This window comes from Streptomyces sp. BL1, from assembly GCF_057628045.1.
This window is the reverse complement of the sequence record NZ_JBXYWZ010000002.1, coordinates 5,473,319-5,496,076: the sequence shown is the minus strand read 5'-3', so window position 1 is coordinate 5,496,076 and position 22,758 is coordinate 5,473,319. Positions and strand designations below refer to the sequence as shown.

At 71.5% G+C, this 22,758-nt stretch carries 21 protein-coding genes; 9 read left to right on the top strand and 12 right to left on the bottom strand.

What is annotated here, in order from left to right:
* Positions 1-34 precede the first annotated feature (34 nt).
* From AC3AGO_RS24120 to AC3AGO_RS24110, 3 genes are read right to left on the bottom strand one after another with little or no spacing between them, the layout of a single operon-like run.
* Positions 35-1,270 (bottom strand): bifunctional RNase H/acid phosphatase, encoded by a 1,236-nt coding sequence (locus AC3AGO_RS24120; RefSeq protein ID WP_487822321.1) that lies wholly within the window; start codon positions 1,268-1,270, stop codon positions 35-37.
* Complete coding sequence (locus tag AC3AGO_RS24115; protein WP_487824785.1) at positions 1,267-2,010, bottom strand: zinc ribbon domain-containing protein; 744 nt, start codon at positions 2,008-2,010, stop codon at positions 1,267-1,269. Before AC3AGO_RS24115 ends, AC3AGO_RS24120 begins: the two co-directional genes overlap by 4 nt.
* Positions 2,007-2,903: a Nif3-like dinuclear metal center hexameric protein gene (locus AC3AGO_RS24110; RefSeq protein ID WP_487822320.1), complete on the bottom strand. Its 897-nt coding sequence runs from the start codon at positions 2,901-2,903 to the stop codon at positions 2,007-2,009. Before AC3AGO_RS24110 ends, AC3AGO_RS24115 begins: the two co-directional genes overlap by 4 nt.
* A gap of 342 nt (positions 2,904-3,245) precedes the next feature.
* Here AC3AGO_RS24110 and AC3AGO_RS24105 point away from each other — a divergent pair, with 342 nt between their 5' ends.
* Both AC3AGO_RS24105 and AC3AGO_RS24100 read left to right on the top strand, forming a co-directional pair.
* Positions 3,246-4,520 carry a hypothetical protein gene (locus tag AC3AGO_RS24105; RefSeq protein WP_487822319.1) on the top strand — a complete coding sequence of 425 codons (1,275 nt, stop codon included), beginning with the start codon at positions 3,246-3,248 and terminating at the stop codon, positions 4,518-4,520.
* A gap of 74 nt (positions 4,521-4,594) precedes the next feature.
* Positions 4,595-4,774: a hypothetical protein gene (locus AC3AGO_RS24100; RefSeq protein ID WP_487822318.1), complete on the top strand. Its 180-nt coding sequence runs from the start codon at positions 4,595-4,597 to the stop codon at positions 4,772-4,774.
* A gap of 101 nt (positions 4,775-4,875) precedes the next feature.
* Here AC3AGO_RS24100 and AC3AGO_RS24095 read toward each other — a convergent pair whose 3' ends face one another.
* The 7 genes from AC3AGO_RS24095 to AC3AGO_RS24065 form a co-directional block, all read right to left on the bottom strand.
* Positions 4,876-5,808, bottom strand: a complete 933-nt coding sequence (locus AC3AGO_RS24095) for a 3-oxoacyl-ACP reductase (protein ID WP_487822317.1) — start codon at positions 5,806-5,808, stop codon at positions 4,876-4,878.
* A gap of 141 nt (positions 5,809-5,949) precedes the next feature.
* Positions 5,950-7,026, bottom strand: coding sequence for a Zn-dependent alcohol dehydrogenase (locus AC3AGO_RS24090; protein WP_487822316.1), 1,077 nt, complete (start codon positions 7,024-7,026; stop codon positions 5,950-5,952).
* A gap of 151 nt (positions 7,027-7,177) precedes the next feature.
* A complete protein-coding gene (locus tag AC3AGO_RS24085; protein WP_487822315.1) occupies positions 7,178-8,035 on the bottom strand; it encodes a MaoC/PaaZ C-terminal domain-containing protein in 858 nt (285 codons plus the stop codon).
* A gap of 340 nt (positions 8,036-8,375) precedes the next feature.
* Positions 8,376-9,248 carry an SDR family NAD(P)-dependent oxidoreductase gene (locus tag AC3AGO_RS24080; protein WP_487822314.1) on the bottom strand — a complete coding sequence of 291 codons (873 nt, stop codon included), beginning with the start codon at positions 9,246-9,248 and terminating at the stop codon, positions 8,376-8,378.
* Complete coding sequence (locus AC3AGO_RS24075) at positions 9,232-10,728, bottom strand: MFS transporter (RefSeq protein WP_487822313.1); 1,497 nt, start codon at positions 10,726-10,728, stop codon at positions 9,232-9,234. The genes AC3AGO_RS24080 and AC3AGO_RS24075 overlap by 17 nt, the downstream gene beginning before the upstream one ends.
* A gap of 264 nt (positions 10,729-10,992) precedes the next feature.
* Positions 10,993-12,189, bottom strand: coding sequence for a lipid-transfer protein (locus AC3AGO_RS24070; protein ID WP_487822312.1), 1,197 nt, complete (start codon positions 12,187-12,189; stop codon positions 10,993-10,995).
* A gap of 143 nt (positions 12,190-12,332) precedes the next feature.
* On the bottom strand, positions 12,333-13,421 hold the full coding sequence (locus AC3AGO_RS24065) for a hypothetical protein (RefSeq protein ID WP_487822311.1): 1,089 nt from the start codon (positions 13,419-13,421) through the stop codon (positions 12,333-12,335).
* A 285-nt stretch (positions 13,422-13,706) separates the two neighbouring features.
* Here AC3AGO_RS24065 and AC3AGO_RS24060 point away from each other — a divergent pair, with 285 nt between their 5' ends.
* The 7 genes from AC3AGO_RS24060 (at position 13,707) to AC3AGO_RS24030 (ending at position 20,558) form a co-directional block, all read left to right on the top strand.
* Entirely contained in the window at positions 13,707-14,372 is a 666-nt protein-coding gene (locus tag AC3AGO_RS24060; protein WP_487822310.1) for a class I SAM-dependent methyltransferase, read from the top strand.
* Entirely contained in the window at positions 14,369-15,361 is a 993-nt protein-coding gene (locus tag AC3AGO_RS24055) for an N-acetylmuramoyl-L-alanine amidase (RefSeq protein ID WP_487822309.1), read from the top strand. The genes AC3AGO_RS24060 and AC3AGO_RS24055 overlap by 4 nt, the downstream gene beginning before the upstream one ends.
* 121 nt (positions 15,362-15,482) lie before the next feature.
* Complete coding sequence (locus AC3AGO_RS24050; protein WP_487822308.1) at positions 15,483-16,319, top strand: hypothetical protein; 837 nt, start codon at positions 15,483-15,485, stop codon at positions 16,317-16,319.
* Positions 16,320-16,657: 338 nt separating this feature from the next.
* Positions 16,658-17,677: an LLM class F420-dependent oxidoreductase gene (locus AC3AGO_RS24045; RefSeq protein WP_487822307.1), complete on the top strand. Its 1,020-nt coding sequence runs from the start codon at positions 16,658-16,660 to the stop codon at positions 17,675-17,677.
* A 393-nt stretch (positions 17,678-18,070) separates the two neighbouring features.
* A complete protein-coding gene (locus AC3AGO_RS24040) occupies positions 18,071-19,045 on the top strand; it encodes an acyl-ACP desaturase (RefSeq protein ID WP_487822306.1) in 975 nt (324 codons plus the stop codon).
* A 440-nt stretch (positions 19,046-19,485) separates the two neighbouring features.
* Positions 19,486-19,878: a hypothetical protein gene (locus AC3AGO_RS24035; protein ID WP_487822305.1), complete on the top strand. Its 393-nt coding sequence runs from the start codon at positions 19,486-19,488 to the stop codon at positions 19,876-19,878.
* A gap of 338 nt (positions 19,879-20,216) precedes the next feature.
* The gene (locus tag AC3AGO_RS24030; protein ID WP_487822304.1) at positions 20,217-20,558 is read left to right on the top strand and encodes a nuclear transport factor 2 family protein; all 342 of its coding nucleotides are present in this window, start codon (positions 20,217-20,219) and stop codon (positions 20,556-20,558) included.
* Between the two features lie 303 nt (positions 20,559-20,861).
* On the opposite strand, the gene AC3AGO_RS24025 is transcribed toward AC3AGO_RS24030, so the two are convergent.
* The gene (locus tag AC3AGO_RS24025) at positions 20,862-21,929 is read right to left on the bottom strand and encodes a prenyltransferase/squalene oxidase repeat-containing protein (RefSeq protein WP_487822303.1); all 1,068 of its coding nucleotides are present in this window, start codon (positions 21,927-21,929) and stop codon (positions 20,862-20,864) included.
* The gene (locus tag AC3AGO_RS24020; RefSeq protein WP_487822302.1) at positions 21,926-22,675 is read right to left on the bottom strand and encodes a class I SAM-dependent methyltransferase; all 750 of its coding nucleotides are present in this window, start codon (positions 22,673-22,675) and stop codon (positions 21,926-21,928) included. The genes AC3AGO_RS24025 and AC3AGO_RS24020 overlap by 4 nt, the downstream gene beginning before the upstream one ends.
* Between the last annotated feature and the right edge of the window lie 83 nt (positions 22,676-22,758).

The following is a 22,758-nucleotide window of genomic DNA, read 5'->3' as shown; positions in this document are numbered from 1 at the left end:
CGGGCCGTGGGTCAGCGCCGGTGGCCGGTGCCGGTCAGCGCAGGTGGCCGGTGTCGTTCAGCAGCCGCACCGACGCGTTGCCGTCCGCGTAGTAGGCGACGGCGGACAGGGAGGCGGCGGACAGCTCCATGCGGAACAGCGCCTCCGGGGGCGCGTCGAGCGCCAGCCGCACCAGGGTCTTGACCGGCGTCACGTGCGTGACGAGGAGGACCTTCTTGCCGGGGTAGCGGGCCAGCAGCTTGTCGCGGGACAGCTGGACGCGCTGTGCGACGGCCGCGAAACTCTCGCCGCCGTCCGTCGGTTCGGCGTCCGGCGACGCCAGCCATGCCTCCAGGTCCTCCGGGTAGCGCTCCCGGACCTCACCGAAGGTGAGACCCTCCCAGGCGCCGAAGTCCGTCTCGCGCAGCCCCTCTTCGATCCGCACGTCGAGACCCGTCGCCTCGGCGATCGTCGCCGCCGTCTCCTGGCAGCGGCGCAGCGGGGAGCTGACGACGGCCTGTACGGTGCCGCGCGCCGCGAGCGCGTCGGCGACGGCGCGGGCCTGGCGGCGGCCCACGGCGGACAGTTCGGGGTCGGTGCCGCCGCTGCCGGAGAAGCGCTTCTCCGGTGTCAGCACCGTCTCGCCGTGCCGCAGCAGCACGAACGTGCTGGGCGTGCCCAGGTCCGGGCCCCAGCCGTTGCGCACCGGGGCCGGCTTGGCCGCCTGCTCCGTACCCTGTTCCCCGGCGGTCCCGGCCTGCTTGGCGGCCGCGGCCTGCTTGACCGGCTCCGCCGTCACATCGGCGGGCCGGCTCGCGGACGCCTCCAGCTCGGCCGTGGAGTCGGACGGCGACCACTTCTCGCCGCGCTTGCCCGCGTCCATCGCCTCGTTGGCGAGCCGGTCGGCGTGCTTGTTCTTCTCCCGCGGAATCCACTCGTACGTGACGGCGTCCTGCGGGAAGACGCGCTTCGCCTCCGCGGCGAGCGGCTGCATGTCCGGGTGCTTGATCTTCCAGCGGCCCGACATCTGCTCGATGACGAGCTTGGAGTCCATCCGCACCAGCACGGAGGCCTCCGGGTCCAGCTCGCCGGCCGCGCGCAACCCGGCCACCAGGCCCTTGTACTCGGCGACATTGTTCGTCGCCTTCCCGATGAACTCCGCGGTCTCGCGCAGGGTTTCCCCCGTCGCCGCGTCCAGGACGACCGCGCCGTACCCCGCGGGGCCCGGGTTGCCGCGTGAGCCGCCGTCCGCCTCGACGATGAACGTACGGCTGTCTCCCGTACCGCTCACAGGCCCGACTCCGGCGTACGGACGAGGATCCGGCGGCAGTTCTCGCAGCGCAGCACGGAGTCCGCGGGAGCCTCGCGGACGTCGTTCATCTCGGTGATGTTGAGCTCCAGCCGGCAGCCCTCGCAGCGCCGCTGGAAGAGCTTGGCCGCGCCGACGCCGCCCTGCTGCTCGCGGATCTTCTCGTACAGCTTGAGCAGGTCGGCCGGGACTCCGGTGACCGTCTCCTCGCGCTCCTTCTTCACCGCGGCGGCCTGCTCGTCGATGGCGGCCAGCGCCTCGTCCCGGCGGCTCATCGCGTCCGCCGCCTTGGCCTGCACGGACTCGACGCGCTGCGCCAGTTCGGTGGCGCGCTCGGCGGCCGACTCGTGACGCTCCATCACCTCGAGGACCACGTCCTCCAGGTTGCCCTGCCGCTTGGCGAGCGAGGCGATCTCGCTCTGCAGGTTCTCCAGGTCCTTCGGGGTCGTGACGACGCCGGCGTCCAGCCGCTGCTGGTCCCGGGCGGCACGCTGGCGCACCTGGTCGACGTCCTGCTCCGCCTTGGTCTGCTCGCGAGCGGTGTCGCTCTCCTCGGTCTGCGCGGCGACCAGCAGGTCCCGCAGCTGGGCGAGATCGCCCTCCAGCGTCTGGAGCTCCTCGTGCTCGGGGAGCGTCCTGCGCTTGTGTGCCAGCTGCGTCAGGCGGGTGTCGAGCGCCTGGACATCGAGCAGGCGGATCTGATCGGCGGGCTCGGCGTTCAGTTGGGGGCTCCCGTGGTCATGGTGTCGGGGACATCGGTGTGGGTTCCGTGGTGGGTGGCGGCGGATGCCGCGTGCGCCGTCCACGGGTCGGTGATCGTACGGGAGACATGCGTGCGCAGGCCCCAGCCGTTCCGGTCCGAAATCGCGTCGAGCTGGGCCGCCGCCTGCTCGCACCACGGCCACTCGGTGGCGAAGTGCGCGGCGTCGACCAGCGCGAGCGGGGAGTGCTCGCGCGCCTCCGAAGCGGGGTGGTGGCGCAGATCCGCCGTGACGTACGCGTCGACGCCCGCGGCGCGCACCTGGTCGAACAGGCCGTCGCCGGAACCGCCGGACACGGCGACCGTACGGATCATGCCGTCCGGGTCGCCCGCGGCTCGGACGCCCTGCGCGGTGTACGGCAGCCGCGCCGCGACGAGCGCGGCGAACTCCCGCAGCGGGAGCGGCTGATCGAGCTCGCAGATCCTGCCGAGGCCGCGACGGCCCTCCGGGTCCGTGGGATCCGGCACGAGCGGCGCCGTGACGCGGAGGCCGAGCGCGCCGGCGAGGGCGTCGGAGACGCCGGGGTCGGCGGTGTCGGCGTTCGTGTGCGCGACGTGCAGCGCGACATCGTTCTTGATCAAGGTGTGCACGACACGGCCCTTGAAGGAGTCCGACGCGACGGTCGTCGTCCCGCGCAGATACAGCGGGTGGTGCGTCACGAGCAGCTCGGCGCCGAGCGCGACGGCCTCGTCGGCGATCTGCTGGACGGGATCCACGGCGAACAGGACGCGGGTCACCTCGGCGTCCGGATCCGCGACATCCCCGCAGACGGTACCGACGGCGTCCCACTGCTCGGCGCGGTCGCGGGGCCAGAGAGCGTCCAGCGCGGCGATGACATCGGAGAGTGCAGGCACGTACGAAAGGCTACCTGCCACGCCGTGCCGACCGTCGAGCCGCGTCCCGTACGGGTTCCGGACGAGTCCCGTACGGGCTCCGTATGTGCCCCGTACGGGACCGTCGCGGATGCCGTACGGGACCGGCCGCGGGTGCCGTACGGGTCCGTCCCGGGGCCCGTGCGGGTCCGCTTCCGGGAGGGCGGCGCGTCGCGGAGGGCGGAGCGGAGGCGGGGTGGAACATATGGCGCGGGGCGCCGGGGGCGGAAGCGGGGGCGTGCCACCCGTCCGTGTGAAGGGTTTCAACTCTCGTTGTTCGGGCGGGAGTACGAGCTCTAACTTCCCACTGGAGGTGATCGCAAGATGACTGTCTGTGCCCCTGCTGCCCCTTCCCGATTCGCCGTCGCGGCCGACGGCTCGTACGCGGCGCGGATGGCGGACGCGCGGTTCCCCGAGCGGTGGACGCTGGACGGGCCCGAGCCGTATGCCGTCCCGCTGCCCGGTGCGCAGCCGGAGGAGGCGGACAGCCTGCTGCTGCCGCTGGCCGACGGCCGGGTGCTGATCGCGCGCCGCACCCCGCAGCGGTACGTGCTCGCGCTGCTCTATCCGACCGGGCCCGGTACGGGCGAACTGCCGCTCGGCGCCGTCGAGTCGGAGTCGCTGAGCCTGCTGCCGCCCGCCCCGTGCGGGCAGCGCGCGTACGCCCTGGCGCCGGCGCCCACCACAGGACAGCGGGAGATCACCGGCGTCTGGCTGGTCGCCGGCAGCGGCTCGGGCCGCCCGGAACCCGTCGCCACCCTGCTCGGCCGGTGCACCGGCGGCGCGTGGCTGGACCGGCGCGGCCGGCTGCTCGCGCTGGACCGCACCGACGCGGCCACCGGCATCACCAAGACCGTCGTCATCGACCTGGAGCGCGGCGGCGAGGTCAGCCCGCTGCTGCAGATCACCGAGGACAGCGACGACCGGCTGCTGCTCGCCGACCCGGACAGCGGTCTGCTGCTCCTGCGCTCGGACGCGCCCGGTGAGGAGCGGCTCGGCTGGGGCGTGCTGGGCAGTCACCGGCCGGTGCGCTTCCCGGAGGCGCTGAGCCCGGCCGGTTCGCGGCTGACCCCGTTCGCGATGCAGCCCCGGCAGACGCTGCTGCCGGAGCACTGCACGGTCGCCCTGTACGACGAGGAGGCCGGCGCGGACGGCGGCGGGCCGCGGCTCGCCGTGTGGCAGCCGCTCCTGCGGACGCTGCGTCATGTCGCAGCGCCCGACGGCTGGCTGACGGGGCACGGTCTGGTGACGGAGGACGGTGAACTCCGCCTGCCGTACGTGACGGAGCACACGCCGTGCGGGGTGGCCCGGGTGCGGGTGCCCGATCCGGAACGCGCTGGCGCGGAAGCGGAAGCCGGCGGGGAGCCGGGCGCCGTACGGGAGTTGTGGGCCGGGAGCGCTTCGGACCGCGCCGCGGAGGGCGCCGCCGTGCAAGCGGAAGGCACCGCTGCGCAAGAGGTCGCGGCGAAAGATGTCACGGCCGTACAACAGCGCGATTCAACGGACACGGACCGGGAAAACGGACTCATCGCGGACCGCTCTGCGCAATGCACTCCGGTCCCTCTTCAGGAAGCACCACTGGCTGCCCGGACCGGGTGAACGAAGATCGTGGATCTCGGTAAACTCTCGCCGGGTACGACGGCAGCAATGAGATCCACGGAGTTACTGATCTGATGTCCGAGACCCAGACCGAAGCCCCCGGCCACGAAGAATCGGCGCGGGGGAAGCACAGGGGACCGGCCGCCGTCTCGGAGGAGGCCGCGGGGTCCACACAGGGAAAGCACCGCCGTCCCGCACAGGACGCCGGCCAGTCGGCCGGCGGACAGGCCCGGCAGACCGGTACCGCCGCCTGACCGGCGCCCCGTGAAGGGTTCGGCCCTTCTCGCGGCTCAGCGCCTTTCTTGAGGCTCCTTTGGAATCCTCGGGACTCCTTGGGAATCAGCCCTTTTGAGGCTCAGCCCTTCTTGAGGCCGAGCACCTCGCCCGCCGCGAAGGTCTCGTGCGGCTGCAGCCCGTCGAAGTGCGGGGTGAGCTGCTTGTCGAGGTCCTCGAAGGTAAAGACGTCCGACGTCGCGTCGAACTTCGCCGCCACCCGGGGACGTTCGAGCAGCGCCACCATGCCGCCGTGCACGACGAGCAGCTGCCCGTTGACCTTCGCGGCGGCGGGTGACGCCAAGTAGCCGACCAGCGGGGAGACATGTTCCGGGGCGAGCGGGTCCACCCCGTCGTCCGGGGCGGCGAAGCCCTGGAACACGTCCTCCGTCATCCGGGTACGGGCCCGGGGGCAGATGGCGTTGGCCGTCACCCCGTACTTGGCGAGCGCGGCGGCCGTCGACGTGGTCAGCCCGACGATTCCGCCCTTCGCCGCCGCGTAGTTGGGCTGCCCCGGCGATCCGGCGACGAACGCCTCGGACGAGGTGTTGACGATCCGCCCGTAGACCGGCCCGCCGTCCGCCTTGGAGCGGGCGCGCCAGTGCGCCGCCGCGAAGTGGGTCGTGTTGAAGTGCCCCTTGAGGTGGACGCGGATGACGGAGTCCCACTCCTCCTCCGTCATGGAGAAGACCATCCGGTCGCGCAGGATGCCCGCGTTGTTGACCAGGATGTCGAACGATCCGTAGGTGTCGACGGCCAGTTGGACGAGCGCGCCCGCCTCGTCGAAGTCGGCGACGTCGCCGAGGTGCGCCGTGGCGTTCCCGCCGGCCGCGCGGATCTCGGCGGCCACGTCCTCGGCGGGCGCGGCCGTCGGCTCGCCGGAGCCGTCCCGCCCGGCCTGGCCGAAGTCGTTGACGACGACGTTCGCGCCGAGCCGCGCCAGTTCCAGCGCCTCGGCCCGCCCGAGCCCGCGCCCGGCGCCGGTGACGACGGCTGTCCTGCCCTGCAACGACATGCAACGGTCTCCTCACGAGAGGGGGTTGGGGCCCCGTACCGGCCGGGCGGCACGGGGTCAGGCGTTCCGGGTCACGCGTTCCGGGTCACGCGTTCCGGGTCACGCTTGCGGCGTCATGCGTGCGGTGTCACGCGGTCCTTGTCACAGTTCGATGCATGTCCTGAGCGCTTCGCCGCTGCGCATCTGGCTGATCGCCTCGTTGATGTCCTCGAAGCGGACCCGGTGGGTGATGAGGTTCTCCAGGTCGATGCGGCCGGACCGCCAGAGCGCGATGGCGCGTTCGTACGAGCGGAGCACGTCCCCGCCGCCGTACAGCGACGGCAGGATGCGCTTCTCGTCGAAGAACAGCTCGAACATGTTGATCTGGAGCTGGTCGTCGGCCGCACCCGCGCCGACGACGCAGAGGGTGCCGCCGCGCCGGGTCGTGTCGTACGCCGTACGGACCGTCGCGGACTTGCCGACGACCTCGAAGACGTAGTCGAAGCCCTCGTCGGCGGTGATCCGCCGTTTGGCGTCGGCGAGTTCGTCCGGGGAGACGGCCTCCGTCGCGCCGAACCGCAGCGCCGCCTCCCGGCGCGTGGCGACCGGGTCGACGGCGACGATCTGCGCGGCGCCACAGGCCCGCGCCCCCTGGATGGTGCTGATACCGACGCCGCCGCAGCCGATCACGGCGACGGACGAACCCGCTTCCACCTTCGCCGTGTTGAAGGCCGCGCCCAGGCCCGTGGTGACGCCGCAGCCGATCAGCGCGGCGATCTCGAAGGGCACATCGTCGGGCACCGGCACCGCGCAGGCCGCGTCGACGACGACTTCCTCCGCGAAGGTACCGGTGCCGCAGAAGCCGAAGACGTCGCCATCGGCACGCCGGAAGTTGGGCGTCCCGGCGTTCAGGAAGCCCGTCAGGCACAGGTGGCGCTGACCGCGCTTGCACGCCGGACAGTTGTTGCAGGCGGGCAGCCAGCACATCAGCACCCGGTCGCCGGGCGACAGATGCGTGACCCCCTCCCCCACCTCCGTGATCTCGCCGGCGCCCTCGTGGCCCGGGATGAACGGCGCGGGCTGCGGCAGCACCCCGCTCATCGCGGAGAGGTCCGAATGGCACAGCCCGGTCGCCTTCATCCGGAGCTTCACCTTGCCGGGGCCGAAGCCCACCGCTTCGACGTCGTCGAGCACGTCGAGCTTGTCCTGACCTGTCTCGTGCAGTACGGCTGCGCGCACGGAGCGGCTCCTCTCCCGGGGCGGGCTACGCGGACATCGGCGGTGCGGGACTTCCGTGGTGCGGAACTTCCGTGGTGCGGGCTTCAGTTGTGGGGTGGTGACGGGTGTCCGGGGGTGACAGCTTTCGGTCGGCGTGTCAGCTGTCGCGGTGTCAGCTGTGCTCGATCACGGTGTCGGCCAGCACCGGCGCGTCGTCCCGCTCGGCTGCCGTGGCCGTCACCTGGATGCGGCCCGCATCGAGCTTCCACATGCGGACACGCAGGGTCTCGCCCGGATACACCACACCCGCGAAGCGCGTGGCGTAGCTCTTCACCCGTGCCACGTCGCCGTCCAACTCCGAGTCGACGACGGCCTTCAGGGCCATCCCGTACGAGCAGAGCCCGTGCAGGATCGGCTTGTCGAAACCGGCGAGCTTGGCGAACTCCGGGTCGGCGTGCAGCGGGTTGGAGTCCCCGGAGAGGCGGTAGAGCAGGGCCTGGTCCTCGCGGATGGGGCACTCGACCGTGCGGTCGGGGGCGCGGTCCGGCAGCTCCATCCGTTCGGAGGGGCCGCGTTCGCCGCCGAAGCCGCCCGCGCCGCGGATGAAGAGCTGGCTCTCACCCGTCCACAACGGGCCGTCGGAGTCGGCCACTTCGGTACGCAGTACGACGACGGCTGCCTTGCCCTTGTCGTACACCGCGGCGACCTTGGAGGACGAGGTGGCCTCGCCCTGTACGGGGATCGTGCGGTGCGTGTCGATGCGCTGGCTGCCGTGCAGCACCGCCGCCAGGTCGATCTCGATGCCGGAACCGGCGAGCCCGCCCGCGAAGGCCATGCCGCCGCCCGCGACGGTGGCGAAGCTGGGCAGCACGTGCAGCTTGCTCTCCAGGGTGTAACGCAGCTCCTGCGGGTCGGCTGCGGGGATGCCCGCGCCGAGGCCCAAGTGGTAGAGCTGCACGTCCTTCTGGTCCCACGCGATGGTGGCGGTCTGCGGCTCGGAGGCGACGGCTTTCGCGGCGTCAATGGGCATGGCAGCGGCGCTCCCTTGGCGTACGGGACGACGGGCGGGGACCCCGGCCCGGCCGTCCGCACCGTCGGTCGGGCCGGGGTCGCATGGGGACGGCGGAACGTGCCCGAATGAGAACACGTTCTAACCGACGCGCTCCTGTATAACGCACGGCCCGGAACATGGGAAGACCCGCGGCGCCCGGCCCGTCGGCGGCCCCTGGCGTCGTCCGCGCACGGACCCGGGGGCGGGTGCGATGCGGTTGGGGTACGGGACGGATGTCGGTGGGGTGCGGACCGGATGCGGTTGGGATGCGGGCCAGATGCGGGTGGGATGCGGGCCCGGGGGCGACCCGGCCTCCGGCTCAAGTGCGCAGGTAAGAGGCGCCGTTGAGGTCGAGCACGGTGCCGGAGCTCCACTCGGCCTGCGGCGAGGCCAGCCACAGCACGGCGGCCGCGATCTCCTCGGGCTGCGCCACCCGCCCGAACGGGCTCTGGGCGCGGACCGCCTCGCCCGCGGCACCGTGCAGCCGGTCCGCGACCCGTTCCGTCTCGAAGAAGCCGGGCGCGACGGAGGCCACGGCGATGCCGTACGGGGCGAGGGCCACCGCCAGCGACTGGCCGAGGGCGTGCACGGCTGCCTTGGTGGCGCCGTACGCGGGGTGGTCGGGCTCGCCGCGGAAGGCGCCGCGCGAGCCGATGTTGACGATCCGCCCGCCGCTCCCCTGGTTGATCATGTGCTGCGCCGCCTGATGGCTGAGGTGAGCGGTGCCGAGGAGATTGACGGCGGTGTGCTGCTGCCAGGCGGCGGTCCACTCCTCGAACGAGGAACTGGCGGGCGGGTGCGGGGTGTTCACCGCGGCGTTGTTGACCAGCACGTCGAGGCCGCCGAGCGCGTGTGCCGCCTCCTCGGCGAGACTCGCGGCGCCGGCCGGCTCGGACAGGTCGGCGCCGATGAGCCGGTGCCCCTCCCCCGGCAGCGACGCGAGGGTCTGCTCGGCCTCCGCGCGACGGCTGCCGTAGTGCACCGCGACCCGGTCGCCGTTGCGCGCGAACTCCCGGGCCAGCGCCCGCCCCAGGCCGCGGGAGGCCCCGCTGACCAGGACGCGGCGGCCGGTGCCGGGAAACGGCACGGACGGGGCGGAGGGCTGGCCGGCGGGTGGCGTGGAGGGCTGGGCGGCGGGCGGCGTGGAGGGCTGGGCGGCGGGCGGCGTGGAGGGGTCAGCTGCCGGCGACATCCGCGGTCTTCCTCTGCTGTTCGGGACGGCTGTGGTGCTCGCTCCGCCGCTCCCTCGGCAGCGCGAAGAACATGAATATGGCACAGCCGAACAGGAACGCCGCGCCGAGTCCGAACGCCGCGCCGTAGCCGGAGGCGAGCGCGGCCGGGTCCTCGCCGCCGCTGCCGATCCGGGCCGCGGCCACCGTCGACAGCACAGCCAGACCCAGCGAACCGCCCATCGTCCGCGAGGTGTTGACCACTCCGGAGACGAGCCCGGCGTCCTCGGCGGACGCGCCCTGGGTGGCGGAGGTGGCCAGCGGGGTGGAGGCCAGGCCGATGCCGAGGGCCATCAGGATGCCCGGGCCGAGCACCGTGGCCGGATAGCTGCCTCCGGCGTGCATGGTGCTCTGCCACACGTAGCCGACGCAGGCGATCAGTGCGCCGGTCACGGCGAGGTTCCTGCTGCCGATGCGCTGCATCAGCCGGGGCGCCGCCTTGGAGCCGATGATGATGCTGACGGACTGCGGCATGAAGCCCAGGCCGGCCTGGATCGGCGTGTAGTGCAGCACGTTCTGCATGTAGAGCGACATGAAATACCACATCGAGAACATGGCGGCGCCGCACACGAACATGGCGAAGTTGGCAGCGGAGACCGACCGCACCTTGAACAGCCGCAGCGGCACCAGCGGCGACGGCGTACGGGACTCGACGGCGACGAACAGGGCGAGCAGCACCAGCCCGATCACCAGCGGCAGCAGCGCCTCCGCCGACGTCCAGCCCGCCGACTCGGTCTGCACGATGCCGTACGCCAGCGTGCCGAGGCCGACGGTGATCAGCAGCGCGCCGGGCGCGTCCAGCCGGCGCCGCGCACCGCGGTCCCGGCTCTCGGATATCCACAGCGCCGCGGCCAGCAGCACCAGCGCGCCGACCGGCACGTTGATCAGCAGCACCCAGCGCCAGGAGAGGACGTCGGTCAGCACTCCGCCGACGAGTCCGCCCGCGGCGCCGCCGCCCGCACCGACCGCCGTCCAGGTGCCGATCGCGCGGGTGCGCGCGGGGCCCTCGGGGAAGGCGGTGGTGAGGATCGTCAGCGTCGAGGGCGCGAGCACGGCGGCGCCCATGCCCTGCACCGTGCGCGCCACGAGCAGCTGCCAGGGCTCCTGCGCGAGCCCGCCGCCGAGGCTGGCCAGGGTGAACAGGCCGAGCCCCGCGAGGAATATTCGCTTCCGCCCGAAGAGGTCACCGGCCCGCCCGCCGAGCAGCATGAACCCGGCGAAGGTGAGGGTGTAGGCGTTCACCACCCACTGCAGCCCCGCGCCGCTCATGCCGAGGTCCGCGCGCATCGAGGGCAGCGCGACATTGACCACGGACACATCGAGGACGACGAGGAACTGTCCGGCGCACGCGGCGAGAACGACCGCCCAGAGGCGGGCCGGCTTCCTGGCGGGCTTTCCGGACACGGGGCTGGTGGGAGGGGACGACTGGGCCATGACCGACATGCTCGCATCCGCCACTGACAGCGCACAGCGGGATTTTCGGCGGACGGGCGGAGGCGGAGGGCCCGGTCCTCAAGTCCTAGGACCGGCACTCAGCAAGCCCCGTAAGGGTGGTCGCAAGTCCCGTAGAGGGCGCAAGTCCCGTAGAGGGCGCAAGTCCCGTAAGGGGCGCGGGGAACTGCGCAAACCCCAGCGGGAGCTGAGCCGCTCGACGCTGGCCCGAGGCCACACAAAACGGCGCACCCCCACCGTGCCGCCCGCCGCGCGTCAGCCGCGGCAAAGCATCGTGACCACCGCGGCGCCGCCCAGCCCGATGTTGTGCGCGAGCCCCACGCGGGCCCCGGGCACCTGGCGCGGGCCCGCCTCGCCGCGCAGCTGCCAGGTGAGTTCGGCACACTGGGCGAGCCCCGTCGCGCCCAGCGGGTGCCCCTTGGAGATGAGCCCGCCGGAGGGGTTGACCACCCAGCGGCCCCCGTACGTCGTCCCGCCGTCGGCGACGAGCTTCCCGGACTCGCCGTCGCCGCACATGCCCAACGCCTCATAGGTCAGCAGCTCGTTGACGGAGAAGCAGTCGTGCAGCTCGACGACGCCGACGTCCTCGATGCCGAGCCCGGACTCCTCATACACCTGCCGCGCCGCGTCCCGGGACATCGGCTTGCCGACGACGTCGATGCACGAGCCGGACGCAAAGGACTCCTCGGAGTCCGTCGTCATCGCCTGCCCGGCGATCTCCACCGCACGGTCGGCGAGGCCGTGTTCGGCCACGAAGCGTTCGGAGACGACGACGGCCGCGGCCGCGCCGTCGGACGTCGGCGAGCACTGCAGCTTCGTCAGCGGCTCGTGCACCGTCCGGGACCCGAGGATCTCGTCCCGCGTGTAGACGTCGCGGAACTGCGCGCGGGAGTTGCCGGCCGAGTGCCGGTGGTTCTTCTCGCCGACGGCGGCGAGCTGCTCGGCCGTCGTGCCGTACCGCTCCATGTGCTCACGGGCCGCGTTGCCGAAGATCTGCGCGGTGGGCGGTGTCATCTCGAAGCCGTGCCGCTCCGCCATCACGCCGTAGTGCCGCGCCACCGGCGAGGTGGCGAAGTCGCCGCCGTCCGAACCGCCGCCCAGCGCGCCCTTCTTCATCTTCTCGAAGCCGAGCGCGAGCACGCAGTCGTTCATCCCGGACGCGACGAACTGCCGGGCCATCATCAGGGCCGTCGATCCCGTGGCGCAGTTGTTGTTGACGTTGTAGACGGGGATGCCGGTCAGCCCCAGCTCGTACACGGCGCGCTGGCCCGCCGTGGACGCCTGGAAGCAGTAGCCCACCGGGGCCTGTTCGACGAGCCCGTAGGGGATGCCCGCATCGGCGAGCGCGTCACCGCCCGCCTCCCGCGCCATGTCCCAGTACTGCCAGTCCCGTGACTCGGGCTTCGCGAACGCGGTCATTCCGACGCCGACGATGAAGGCCTTGCCCGCCATGCTCCGCACGCTCCTCGGTAGAGGTCCGCCAGGGATGAAGTGCGCGCAACATAGAACGAGTTCCAGAAATCCGGAAGGCCCACAGGCTTGCCGGCTCCGCCCGGCGCGCGGAACCGTGACCGGGCGGCAGCCCGGGGCCCACTTCAGTCCGCCGCGTCGGGCATCTTCACCCGCACATGTCCGCAGCCCACGCGTTCCGCCTCGGCCTCGACATAGCGCGGGAACATCTCCCGTACGGCCTGCCGCCCGCTCTCGTTCTCCATGCCCTTCCGCGGCCGGGCGACGAACGCCACGTCCCCCGTGGGGCACTTCGTCGCCATGAAGACGGTTAGGGTGCTGCCCAGCGTCCCGAAGTCCCTGTCCGATCCGGCCCGTTCGATCTCGGGGCCGCCGTTCAGCGCCGCGTTCTCGTAGATCTGGGCGAGACGAGGGTCCGCGATGGTGGTGAAGCGTGTCTGATCCCCGTCGAAGTTGAAGTCGGTGACCTCACAGGTCCGGACGCCGGCACCGGACGGGCCCGTACTGGTCAGCTCCACCTTCGGCGGGTTCTTGAGGCCGCGGGGCCAGCCGAGCCCCTCGATGCCGCAGAGCCGGTCCTTTTGTGCCCCCTTCCCTTCCGGCCGCGCGGAGAGCTTGCCGGGCGCGGGGAGTGTGCCCTTGCAATCCATCTCGCGCATCGCGGCGTTGGTGACGTCGGTGACGGCCCGTGCCATCGCGCGCTGGGCGGGGGCGTCGTCCTGCGACAAGCGGGCACCGTTGGCCCGGGTCATCTCGACAACGTGCGGGGCCTCGTGTTCGCCGGTGCCGTCCCCGCGGAGGCAGCTCTCCGGAACCTCCCGCCATGCCTGTGTCGGTGAGGTCATGCCGATGCTGCTGCCACTGCCGAACGAGGTCATCTCGGACGACAGCCTCCCGGCCCACGCCGGCCCTTCCTCGTCCGCGAACTCGTCGTCACCGAGCTGCTGCACGCGTACGGTGACCGACCAGTTCCGGAGTCCCTCGGTCTTGCCGATACGGCATTCGCCCCCAGGGGCCTCCGTCGTCAGCTTCCGGTCGCCGCCGGGAAGCTGGTCGGACCACACCGGGCCGTCCAAGTCCGGCATGAGCGCGGCCTGTTCCTGCTGGGAGAACGCGCCCCAGCAGGCCTTCTGCTCCTCCAGGAAGGGCAGCGCGCCCGCCTGCCAGGCCATGCCCCCGGCCCCGATCAGCACTCCGACGAGAACGCCGGCCACGGCGGCGGCGGGCCGCCCCCTCAGGCGGCTCCGCCGAGGCTTCGCAGCGTCCTGCGGGCTGTCCGGATCGTCCGGGCCGGCAGTCGGCCCGTCCAGACCAACAGCCGGGCTGACCGGACCAATCGGGGCGCCCGGTCCGTCCGGAACGGCTTCCGATTCGTCGCGCGTCGTCATGTGTCCCCCATCTCATGATCACGGTCTCGCGGGAGCGTACAGGCGGGCGCGGCCCGGTGTGGGGCGTAAGGCAGCATGGGGGCGCACTTGATGGCGGACGGGGAGCAACCGATGGACACGCAGGACGAGCGGTACGCGCGGCAGCCGAAGCCGGGGATTCTGGACGCGTTCCGGAGCGCGAAGGGCTTCATGCCCGAGGACGAGGGGCTCGCGCTGTACGGGGCTGCCGCCGAGGCGGCCGGGCTCGGGCTGCCGCTGCTGGAGATCGGTACGTACTGCGGGCGTTCGACGCTGCTGCTCGCCGACGCGGCGCGCGAGGCCGGCGTGACGGCCGTCACCGTCGACCACCATCGGGGCAGCGAGGAGCAGCAGCCCGGCTGGGAGTTCCACGACCCCGAGGTCGTGGACCCGGAGGCGGGCAGGATGGACACGCTGCCGGAGTTCCGCCGCACTCTGTACGCGGCCGGCCTGGAGGACCATGTGGTCGCCGTGGTGGGCAAGTCGCCGCGTGCCGCGGCCGTCTGGGGCGGCGCCGTGGGGCTGGTCTTCATCGACGGCGGGCACACGGACGAGCACGCCGCGGGCGACTACGAGGGGTGGGTGCCGCATCTCGCGGAGGGCGGACTGCTGGTGATCCACGACGTGTTCCCCGACCCGGCCGACGGCGGCCAGGCCCCGTACCGGATCTACTGCCGCGCCCTGGAGTCGGGCGCCTTCACCGAGGTGTCGGTGACCCGTTCGCTGCGTGTGCTGCGGCGCATTGGGCCGGGACTGTGAGCGGGTACGGCTGGCAGAACGGCCGTCCGGGACGCCGGCGGGCCGCGAACGTGTTCATCGTGCTCGCGGTGCTGCTGCCGCTGACCGTTGCGGGCTGGCTGGTCTGGCACGCCGTACAGGGCGCGGGCGGCGGCACGGACGGCGACGACAAGGCCGCCGGTGCGACGCCGACACTTCTGCCGGGTCCCGGCGGTCAGGCGGACGACGGTCAGCGGGACGGCGGCCAACAGGGCGACGGTCAAAAGGACAACGGTCGACAGAGCGGCGACCAAAAGGACAGCGGTCAGCAGGGCGACGTCGGGAAGGAACTGCCGCTCCACGGCCGGACTGTGGTCATCGACCCGGGCCACAACCCGCGCAACAGTGAGCACCCCGAGGAGATCGCCCGCCGTGTCGACATCGGTACGGGCAAAAAGGAGTGCGACACCGCGGGCGCCTCGACGGACTCCGGCTACGCGGAGGCGGAGTTCACACTGGACCTCGCCCACCGCGTACAGAAGGCGCTGGAAAAGCAGGGCGCGACGGTCAAACTGACGCACGACGGCGACGCACCGTACGGCCCGTGCGTCGACGAACGGGCACGCACCGGCAACAAGGCGCACGCCGACGCTTCGGTCTCCCTGCACGCCGACGGCGCCCCCGCGGACAACCGGGGCTTCCATGTGATCGTGCCCGCGTCCGTACAGGAGGGGACGGCCGACACGTCGTCCATCACCGGCCCATCGCGCCGTCTCGGCCGCGAACTGATCGGCGCTTTCCGGCAGTCCACGGGAGAGCCGCCGGCCGGTTACCTGGGCGACGGAAAGGGCCTGGACACTCGCGGCGACCTCGGCGGACTCAACCTGAGCAGCGTTCCGAAGGTCTTTCTGGAGTGCGGCAACATGCGCAACGCACAGGACGCAGGGAGGCTCACCGATCCACAGTGGCGCACACGTGCCGCAGACGGGGTCGCGGACGGCGTCGCGGGCTTCCTGACAGCGAAAAGCTGAACCTCGCGAGCCGCGGGACGGTCCCCGGGAGGGCCCCATAGGCTCGTCCGTACGATGGGGTGCTCACCCCGGCAGACAACGCAGACAACACCGACCACACAAGACCGACGAAGGATCCCACGTGAACATCCGCTCGCTCACCCGAGGCGACGGCGCAGTGATGGGAGCGGCGCTGCTGCTGCTCATCGCCTCGTTCCTCGGCTTCTACTCCGTCGACTGCGAAGGCGTGCCGCAGTCGATCTGCGAGAAGGTCGAGGCGCCCATCGCCTGGGAGCTGGACAAGCTGCCGATCGTACTGCCGACGGTCTTCCTGATGGGGATCATCGGGGCCGCGCTGGTCGTCCTCGGCCGTCTGCTGCCGGCGGGCCGGAAGTTCGGCGAGCTGAGCCTGCCGCAGTGGGGCACCGCGCTCAGCGTCGTGTCGGTGTGGTCCGCGCTGTGGTCCCTCCTCGCCACCCCGGGGAACAACTCCCCCGGCGTCGGCGCCATCCTGGCGTTCATCGCGACGCTGGTGCTCGCGGGTGTCGCGCTGTTCGCGGCCAAGGTTCCTGCCCTCGCCGGTCCCCTGGTGCCCGAGTCCCGCCCGAAGCCGGCTGCCGCCGCCCCCTACGGGCAGGCGTACGGGCAGCCCGGTCAGCCCGGCCCCTACGGGCAGCAGCCGCAGGGCGGTTACGGCTACCCGGCCGGTGCCACGCAGGCCCAGCCGCAGCAGGGCCAGCAGCACGCGCAGCCCGGTCCGGCGGCCGGGGGCGCCCCGGAGGCTTTCCAGCCCTTCTGGTTCGCCGTTCCGGTCGCGCGTCCGCTGTTCGGTGAGGACGGCTCCCCGCAGCCCGTCGCCGAACTGACGCCCGGAACCTGGTACCTGGCGGTCGAGCAGCGCGGCCAGGCGCTGGTCGCGCAGACGCAGGACGGGCGGCGCGGTCTCCTCCAGGACACGACGGGCATCCAGCGCGGCTGACCCTTCGCTTCGGCCCCTTACGGGGCGGCCACCTCGTACGGACACGCCCCTGACAGGGGTGGTCCCTTACGAGACCGGCCCCTTACGGACGTGCCCCCGGCTCCGCGCCGGACCCGCACTCCGCGGCCCCTCACCCTTCCGGGTGGGGGGCCGCTGCCGTACGCTGCGCCGCCGGACCGTCTTCTGACGCCACGTCAGGCACGTCGCCCCCTCGGGCGCGCGCGTCACATCGGACGCGCGGCACGTCAGGGGTGCGTCACGTCAGGGGCGTCTCACGTCACGCACGTGCCACGTCAGGGGCGCGTCGTAAGGCGCGTACGTATGGGAGGGAGCGGCGGATGCGACTCGGTCTCGCACTCGGTTACTGGGGCCGCGGCCCCGACCCCAGGCATCTGGAACTGGCCCGCGCGGCCGAGGACTTGGGATATGACTCCGTGTGGACGGCGGAGTCGTGGGGCTCCGACGCGTTCACGGCCCTCACCTGGATCGCCGCGCACACCTCGCGGATCCGGCTGGGAACGGCCGTGGCACAGATGGCGGCCCGTACCCCTACGGCCACCGCCATGCACGCCCTCACCCTCGACCATCTGTCCGGCGGCCGCATGATGCTCGGCCTCGGCCTGTCCGGGCCGCAGGTGGTGGAGGGCTGGTACGGCCGCCCCTTCCCGGCCTCGCCCCTCACGGCCACGCGCGAGTACGTCGACGTGATCCGGCAAGTCCTGCGCAGGGAGGGCCCGGTGGAGCTGAAGGGGCGCTTCCACTCCCACCCGTACGCCGGTGGTGACGGGCCCTCCGGTACGGGGCTGGGCAAGCCCCTGAAGCCCATCACGCATCCCCTACGGGCCGACCTTCCCGTACTCCTGGGCGCGGAGGGCCCCAAGAACATCGCCCAGACCGCGCGCATCGCCGACGGCTGGCTTCCCCTCTACTGGTCTCCCCTACGGGCCGGCATGTACGAGGAGGCTCTGGCCGGTACCCCCGACGACTTCATGGTCGCCCCCATGGCCCAGGCCCGCGTCTGCGACGACGTGGCGGAGGGCCTGCTGCCGGTCAAGATGATGCTGGGCTTCTACATCGGCGGCATGGGCCACGCGAAGCGGAACTTCCACGCGGATCTGATGGCGCGCATGGGCTACGAGGAGGAGGCCGCCCGCGTCCAGGAGCTCTTCGCGGAGGGCCGCCGCGAGGACGCGGTCCGCGCGGTCCCCGACGCGTTCGCCGACGAGATCTCCCTCGTCGGCCCCCGCGCCCGCATAGCGGACCGCCTGGCGGCCTGGCACGAGAGCCCCGCCACGGACCTCCTGGTCACCAGCCCCGACCTCGAAACCCTCCGAGTTCTGGCCGAGTTGAACGCGTAACGCGCCGGGGTGCGACGGCGCGGCACCCCGAGACTCCGCCCGGGCGAGGCAGTACGACGGGGCGCCGTCACGGCCGCCTGTCCGGGATCTTCGCCGCTTCCATGGCCTTCGCCCTGATGCGAGGGCTCGGCGCCACCTGTCCCCGCCCCCGAGAGGCGGGCCTCTCCCGACGCCGCAGACTTCGCGATGCTGCGGACCGCTGCCTTGCTCCCCCTTACGAGACTTTCGACACCTTCGATGCCGGGTGCCGCCCCAGGCGCCCCAGGAACCCCCACACCCCCAGCGCGACCAGTCTGCTGCCCGGATTCCCGGCAGCTACCCGGACCGGGCTTCCACCAGCGCGGTAGTTAACCTACGGTGGCGTAGGTTATTCCCCCGTCCCCAGGAGCCTCGATGACCCTTAACTCCCTCCCCCGCGAAGGATCGGACGCGTGGTCGGATGCCCGACTGCTGTACGCGCTGGAAGAGGTGGTGGAGACCGAGCTCAACCGGCACCTGAAGGTCGCCAAGGACTGGATGCCGCACGAGTACGTGCCCTGGAGCGACGGCCGGAACTTCGACGGCCCGCTGGACGGCGAACCCTGGGCACCCGAGCAGTCCAAGGTCAGCGACGTCGGCCGAATAGCGCTCGTCGTCAACCTGCTCACAGAGGACAACCTCCCGAGTTACCACCACGAGATCGCCTCGCTCTTCGGCCGCGACGGCGCCTGGGGCACGTGGGTGCACCGCTGGACAGCGGAGGAGGGCCGCCACGGCATCGTCATGCGCGACTATCTGCTGACTACGCGGGCGGTCGACCCGGTGCAGCTGGAGCAGTTCCGCATGGCGCACATGACGGAAGGCTTCGAATCGGACAACCGGCACAGCGTGCTGCACTCCATCGCGTACGTCGCCTTCCAGGAGCTCGCCACCCGCATCTCGCACCGGAACACCGGCCACCAGGCAGGCGACCCGGTGTGCGAGCAGATGCTCACCCGGATCGCGACCGACGAGAACCTGCACATGGTCTTCTACCGGAATCTTCTGGGCAAGGCATTCGAACTCGCCCCCGACCAGACCATGACCGCCGTCCGCGACGTGGTCGTGAACTTCCGGATGCCCGGTCACGGCATGCCCGGCTTCGAGCGCGCCGCGGCCCAGATGGCCATCGGCGGCATATACAACCTGCGCGTCCACCACGACGACGTCCTGCAGCCCGTGCTGCGCTTCCTGAAGGTGCTGGACATCTCCGGCCTGGGCCCGGAGGGCCTGAAGGCGCAGGAGGAGTTGGGGCTGTACATGGGCGGACTCCAGGACCAGGCATCCAAATTCGACGAGCGCCGAGAGGCCCTGCTGGCCCGACGCGCGGCACGGAAGGCCTCGGCCTGAGCGACGGAGAGCGCCGCAGGTCCCCAAGGCGCAACCGGGGCCGACCAGTTGCCGGCCGCGGCCCCGAACCCCGTAAGGGTCAGATCGCACCGGACTGTTTCCCCTGAGGCGGACGATGCCTGATGCCCCAGGTGTCGGCCAGGGTTTCCCCCAGGCACAGGCCCCGTTCCCCGACCACGGGGCACGGGGCCGTCAGCGGCGACAGAGGGCCGGCGCTCCCCGTACGCGTCCGAGACCCCGATGCGGAGCGTCCCGCTTCCGCCCAGGGCGAGGGCCAGTGGGAAGTCGCGGCCGAACGGCCGCGCGTGTGAGGGGCGCCCCGAGGCGCCGGCTCTCGGAGAGGACCCCAGGGCACCGGCCACACCCGGTCGGAATGATCACCTATACTTCGCGCGCCCCGAATCGCACGCAGCGCCCCACACGTGAAGCGAGCCATACCCATGCCGCCGGAACTCCTGGATGTCATCAGGTCTTTCGAAGAAGAAGGCAAGACCTTCTTCCAGCAACTCGACGAGGACACGTGGATTCTCGCACCCAAGGAGTCCGGCTCTCCCATCGTCTTCAAGGACATCTGCGAATCGGTCGTCATGCGAACGGGCTTCGACATTGAAGTGGCGCAGGACTATGAGTTCGAGACCGACCCCGTAACGCCGCTCCGCGAGATCATCACCGCGCTGATGAACGGAGACGCGGTGGAACGCTTCCGAACGACCGGCACCAAGGGCCTGGTTCCGGCCGGCTACAAGGTCGACTACCCGACCGGCACCCACGAAGAGGGCACCAGCAACCCCAACACCGCCCAAGCACACCTCCCCAAGTGGAACCGCCCCTGACCACCGCACGTCTCGGCCCAACCACCGGACAGCCCCAGGGACATGACCGTGGTTCCTCGACTCATCCTGACGTCGAGGCGTGGTCTCGGAGTTTCGGGGTGGGAGGGGCTACGTCGACTTCTTGTCGGCGCGGCTCTCTGATGCTCACGACACTGATGCTCACTTCAACACCGGGATGGACGCAGTAACGAGTCGTTGCCGGCCCTCCGAGTGCAACTCGATCGAGCCGAGAACGCCTCGCCCTGCGGAGAGGGTCGTCGTGGGGCGATGAGTGGTGGGCGTGGGGGTGGTCTGTACTCCTGCAGGAAAGGGTGTCGGGGCGTCGGAGGGAGAGGGTTGTGGGGAATGTTGATGTGGTGCGGGAGTGCATGGAGAGTTATGTCGCTCAAGACCGGGCACGGGCCGAGGAGTTGATCGACAAGGGCTTCGTGTTCACGAGCCCGCAGGACGATCACATCGGCAGAGACGCCTTCTTCGAACGTTGCTTCCCGACCACGGAACGGCTGCGCTCCCAGGAGATCCTGGATCTCGTGCCCGGCAGCGGCGACGACGTCTTCATCCTGTACGAGTACGAGTTGAAGACCGGCGAGCGCCACCGCAACGCGGAGGTGAGCACGGTCCGCAACGGCCGCATCGTGGAGACCCAGGTCTTCTTCGGAGGGCGCGTTCCCAAGGTGTGATTCACACATGTGGGAGGCAGTTGTCATGTTGCGCGCGCAGGGGGTGATGAGCCCCTCTGCGACGCGTGCCGGGGCTGCGCCCCGGAAGACCAACAACCGCCGGGCGAGCGGGAGTCCGAACCGGGGCCCGGCCCGGGATACCGCACGTTCCTCGCCGCCCGCCGCGGGGCCCCTGCCGGGGCCGGGGCAGCGGAAACGTGACCCGTACGGGATCCCGTCCCTGTGAGGGCAGATAGCCCCGTAAGGGAGCCGCACGCCCCACGGGGACACGCGCCCCGCGAAGGAGCCCGCGCCCCGCAGGGGTTAGCAGCAGTCGGGGGTGAGGCCTTCCGGGAGGGTGTTGCCGGCGAAGACCTGGACTGTCGGTTCGTCGCCGCCGAGGGCGGCGACGGCCAGGAGCAGGGAGCCGGCGGTCCACGCCGTGCGTTCCTCGGGCCAGATCGCGTCGTCCTCGAAGACGTACCCGGTCCAGTACATGCCGTCCTCGGCACGGAGATGCTGGATCCAGGTCAGCACGTCTATGGCGCTGCCGGATTCGCCCACCGCCCAGAGGGCGAGGGCCAGTTCGGCGCTCTCGCCGCCGGTGACCCACGGGTTGGGGGAGACGCAGCGCACCCCGTAGCCGGGTACGACGAAGCGGTCCCAGCCCTCCTCGATGCGTTCCTTGGCCGCCGTGCCGCGCAGGGCGCCGCTCAGGACGGGGTAGTACCAGTCCATGGAGTAGCGGCTCTTGTCGAGGAAGCGCTCAGGGTGATGCCTCAGGGCATGGCCGAGCCAGCCCGCCGCCAACTCCCAGTCGGGCTGCGGGTCCTCGCGGTGTTCGGCGATGGCGAGGGCGCAGCGGAGCGCCTGGTAGACGGAGGAAGAGCCGGTGAGCAGCGCGTCGTCGACCGCTTCGCCGTCCGCCGTGCGCTTCCAGCCGATCTGGCCGCCGGGCTGCTGGAGCCGCAGCACGAACTCGACCGCGGCGAACACCACGGGCCACATCCGTTCCAGGAACGCCTCGTCGCCCGTGGACAGATAGTGGTGCCAGACGCCGACGGCGACGTACGCGCAGAAGTTGCTCTCCCGGTCGCGGTCCGTGGGCTCGGCCGCGTCGCCGTCGGCGTAGGCCGCGTACCAGGAGCCGTCGCCCAACTGGTGTTCCGCCAGCCACAGATAGGCGCGTTCGGCGCGCTCGTGCTCGCCGGCCGTGTCGAGTGCCATCGCCGCTTCGACGTGGTCCCACGGGTCCAGATGGTGGCCGCGGAACCACGGGATGGCCCCGTCCTCGCGCTGCACGGCGGCGATCCCGTCGACAGTCCGCGCGGCCTGTTCGGCCGTCAGGACACCCTGCAGGGTGAGCCGTTCGGTGCGCTCCGGGCTCGTCACGGGGCCGCCGTCATGCCGGCGTCTGCGGTGGGCAGGTGCGGCTTGGTCGCGTAGGCGACGAAACTCTTGCCGATGAGCGGGTTGAGGGCGCTCTCCGCGACCCGCGTGGCCAGGGGCTTCTTCATGATGTCCCAGACCAGCAGCTTGTGGTACGCGCGCACCGGCAACGCCTTCTCGTTGTCCACCCCGAAGGCGCACTTGAGCCACCAGTAGGGGGAGTGCAGTCCGTGCGCGTGGTGCGTGCCGTACGGGCGGAGGCCCGCTTCCCGCATCCTGCCGAGCAGTTCGTCGCCGCGGTAGATGCGGATGTGGCCGCCCTCCACCTCGTGGTACTCGTCGCTGAGCGCCCAGCAGACCTTCTCCGGGCCGTAGCGCGGAACGGTCACCGCGATCCGGCCGCCGGGCTTCAACACCCGGACCATTTCGGCGAGTACGCCCTTGTCGTCGGGGATGTGTTCCATCACCTCGGAGATGATGACGACGTCGAAGCTCTCGTCGGGGAAGGGCAGCGCCAGGGCGTCACCCTCCATCGCGGTGGCGGCGGCACCCGCGGGCGCCTCACCGGCCTCCTCCATCGCCGCGAACCAAGTGGCCACCTCGCGGATCTCGTCGGCGTTCTGGTCGAGCGCCACGACCTTGGCGCCGCGCCGGTAGCACTCGAAGGCGTGCCGTCCGGCACCGCAGCCCAGATCGAGTACGCGATCGCCCGGGGCGAGCGGGAAGCGGGAGAAGTCCACGGTCAGCACTGTGTTCTGCCTTCCTGGGGTGAGGCGTGGGGGTGGGGGCGTGGAAGAACGTCGTGGGAGGCCGGTCCTCGGGGCCGGTCGTC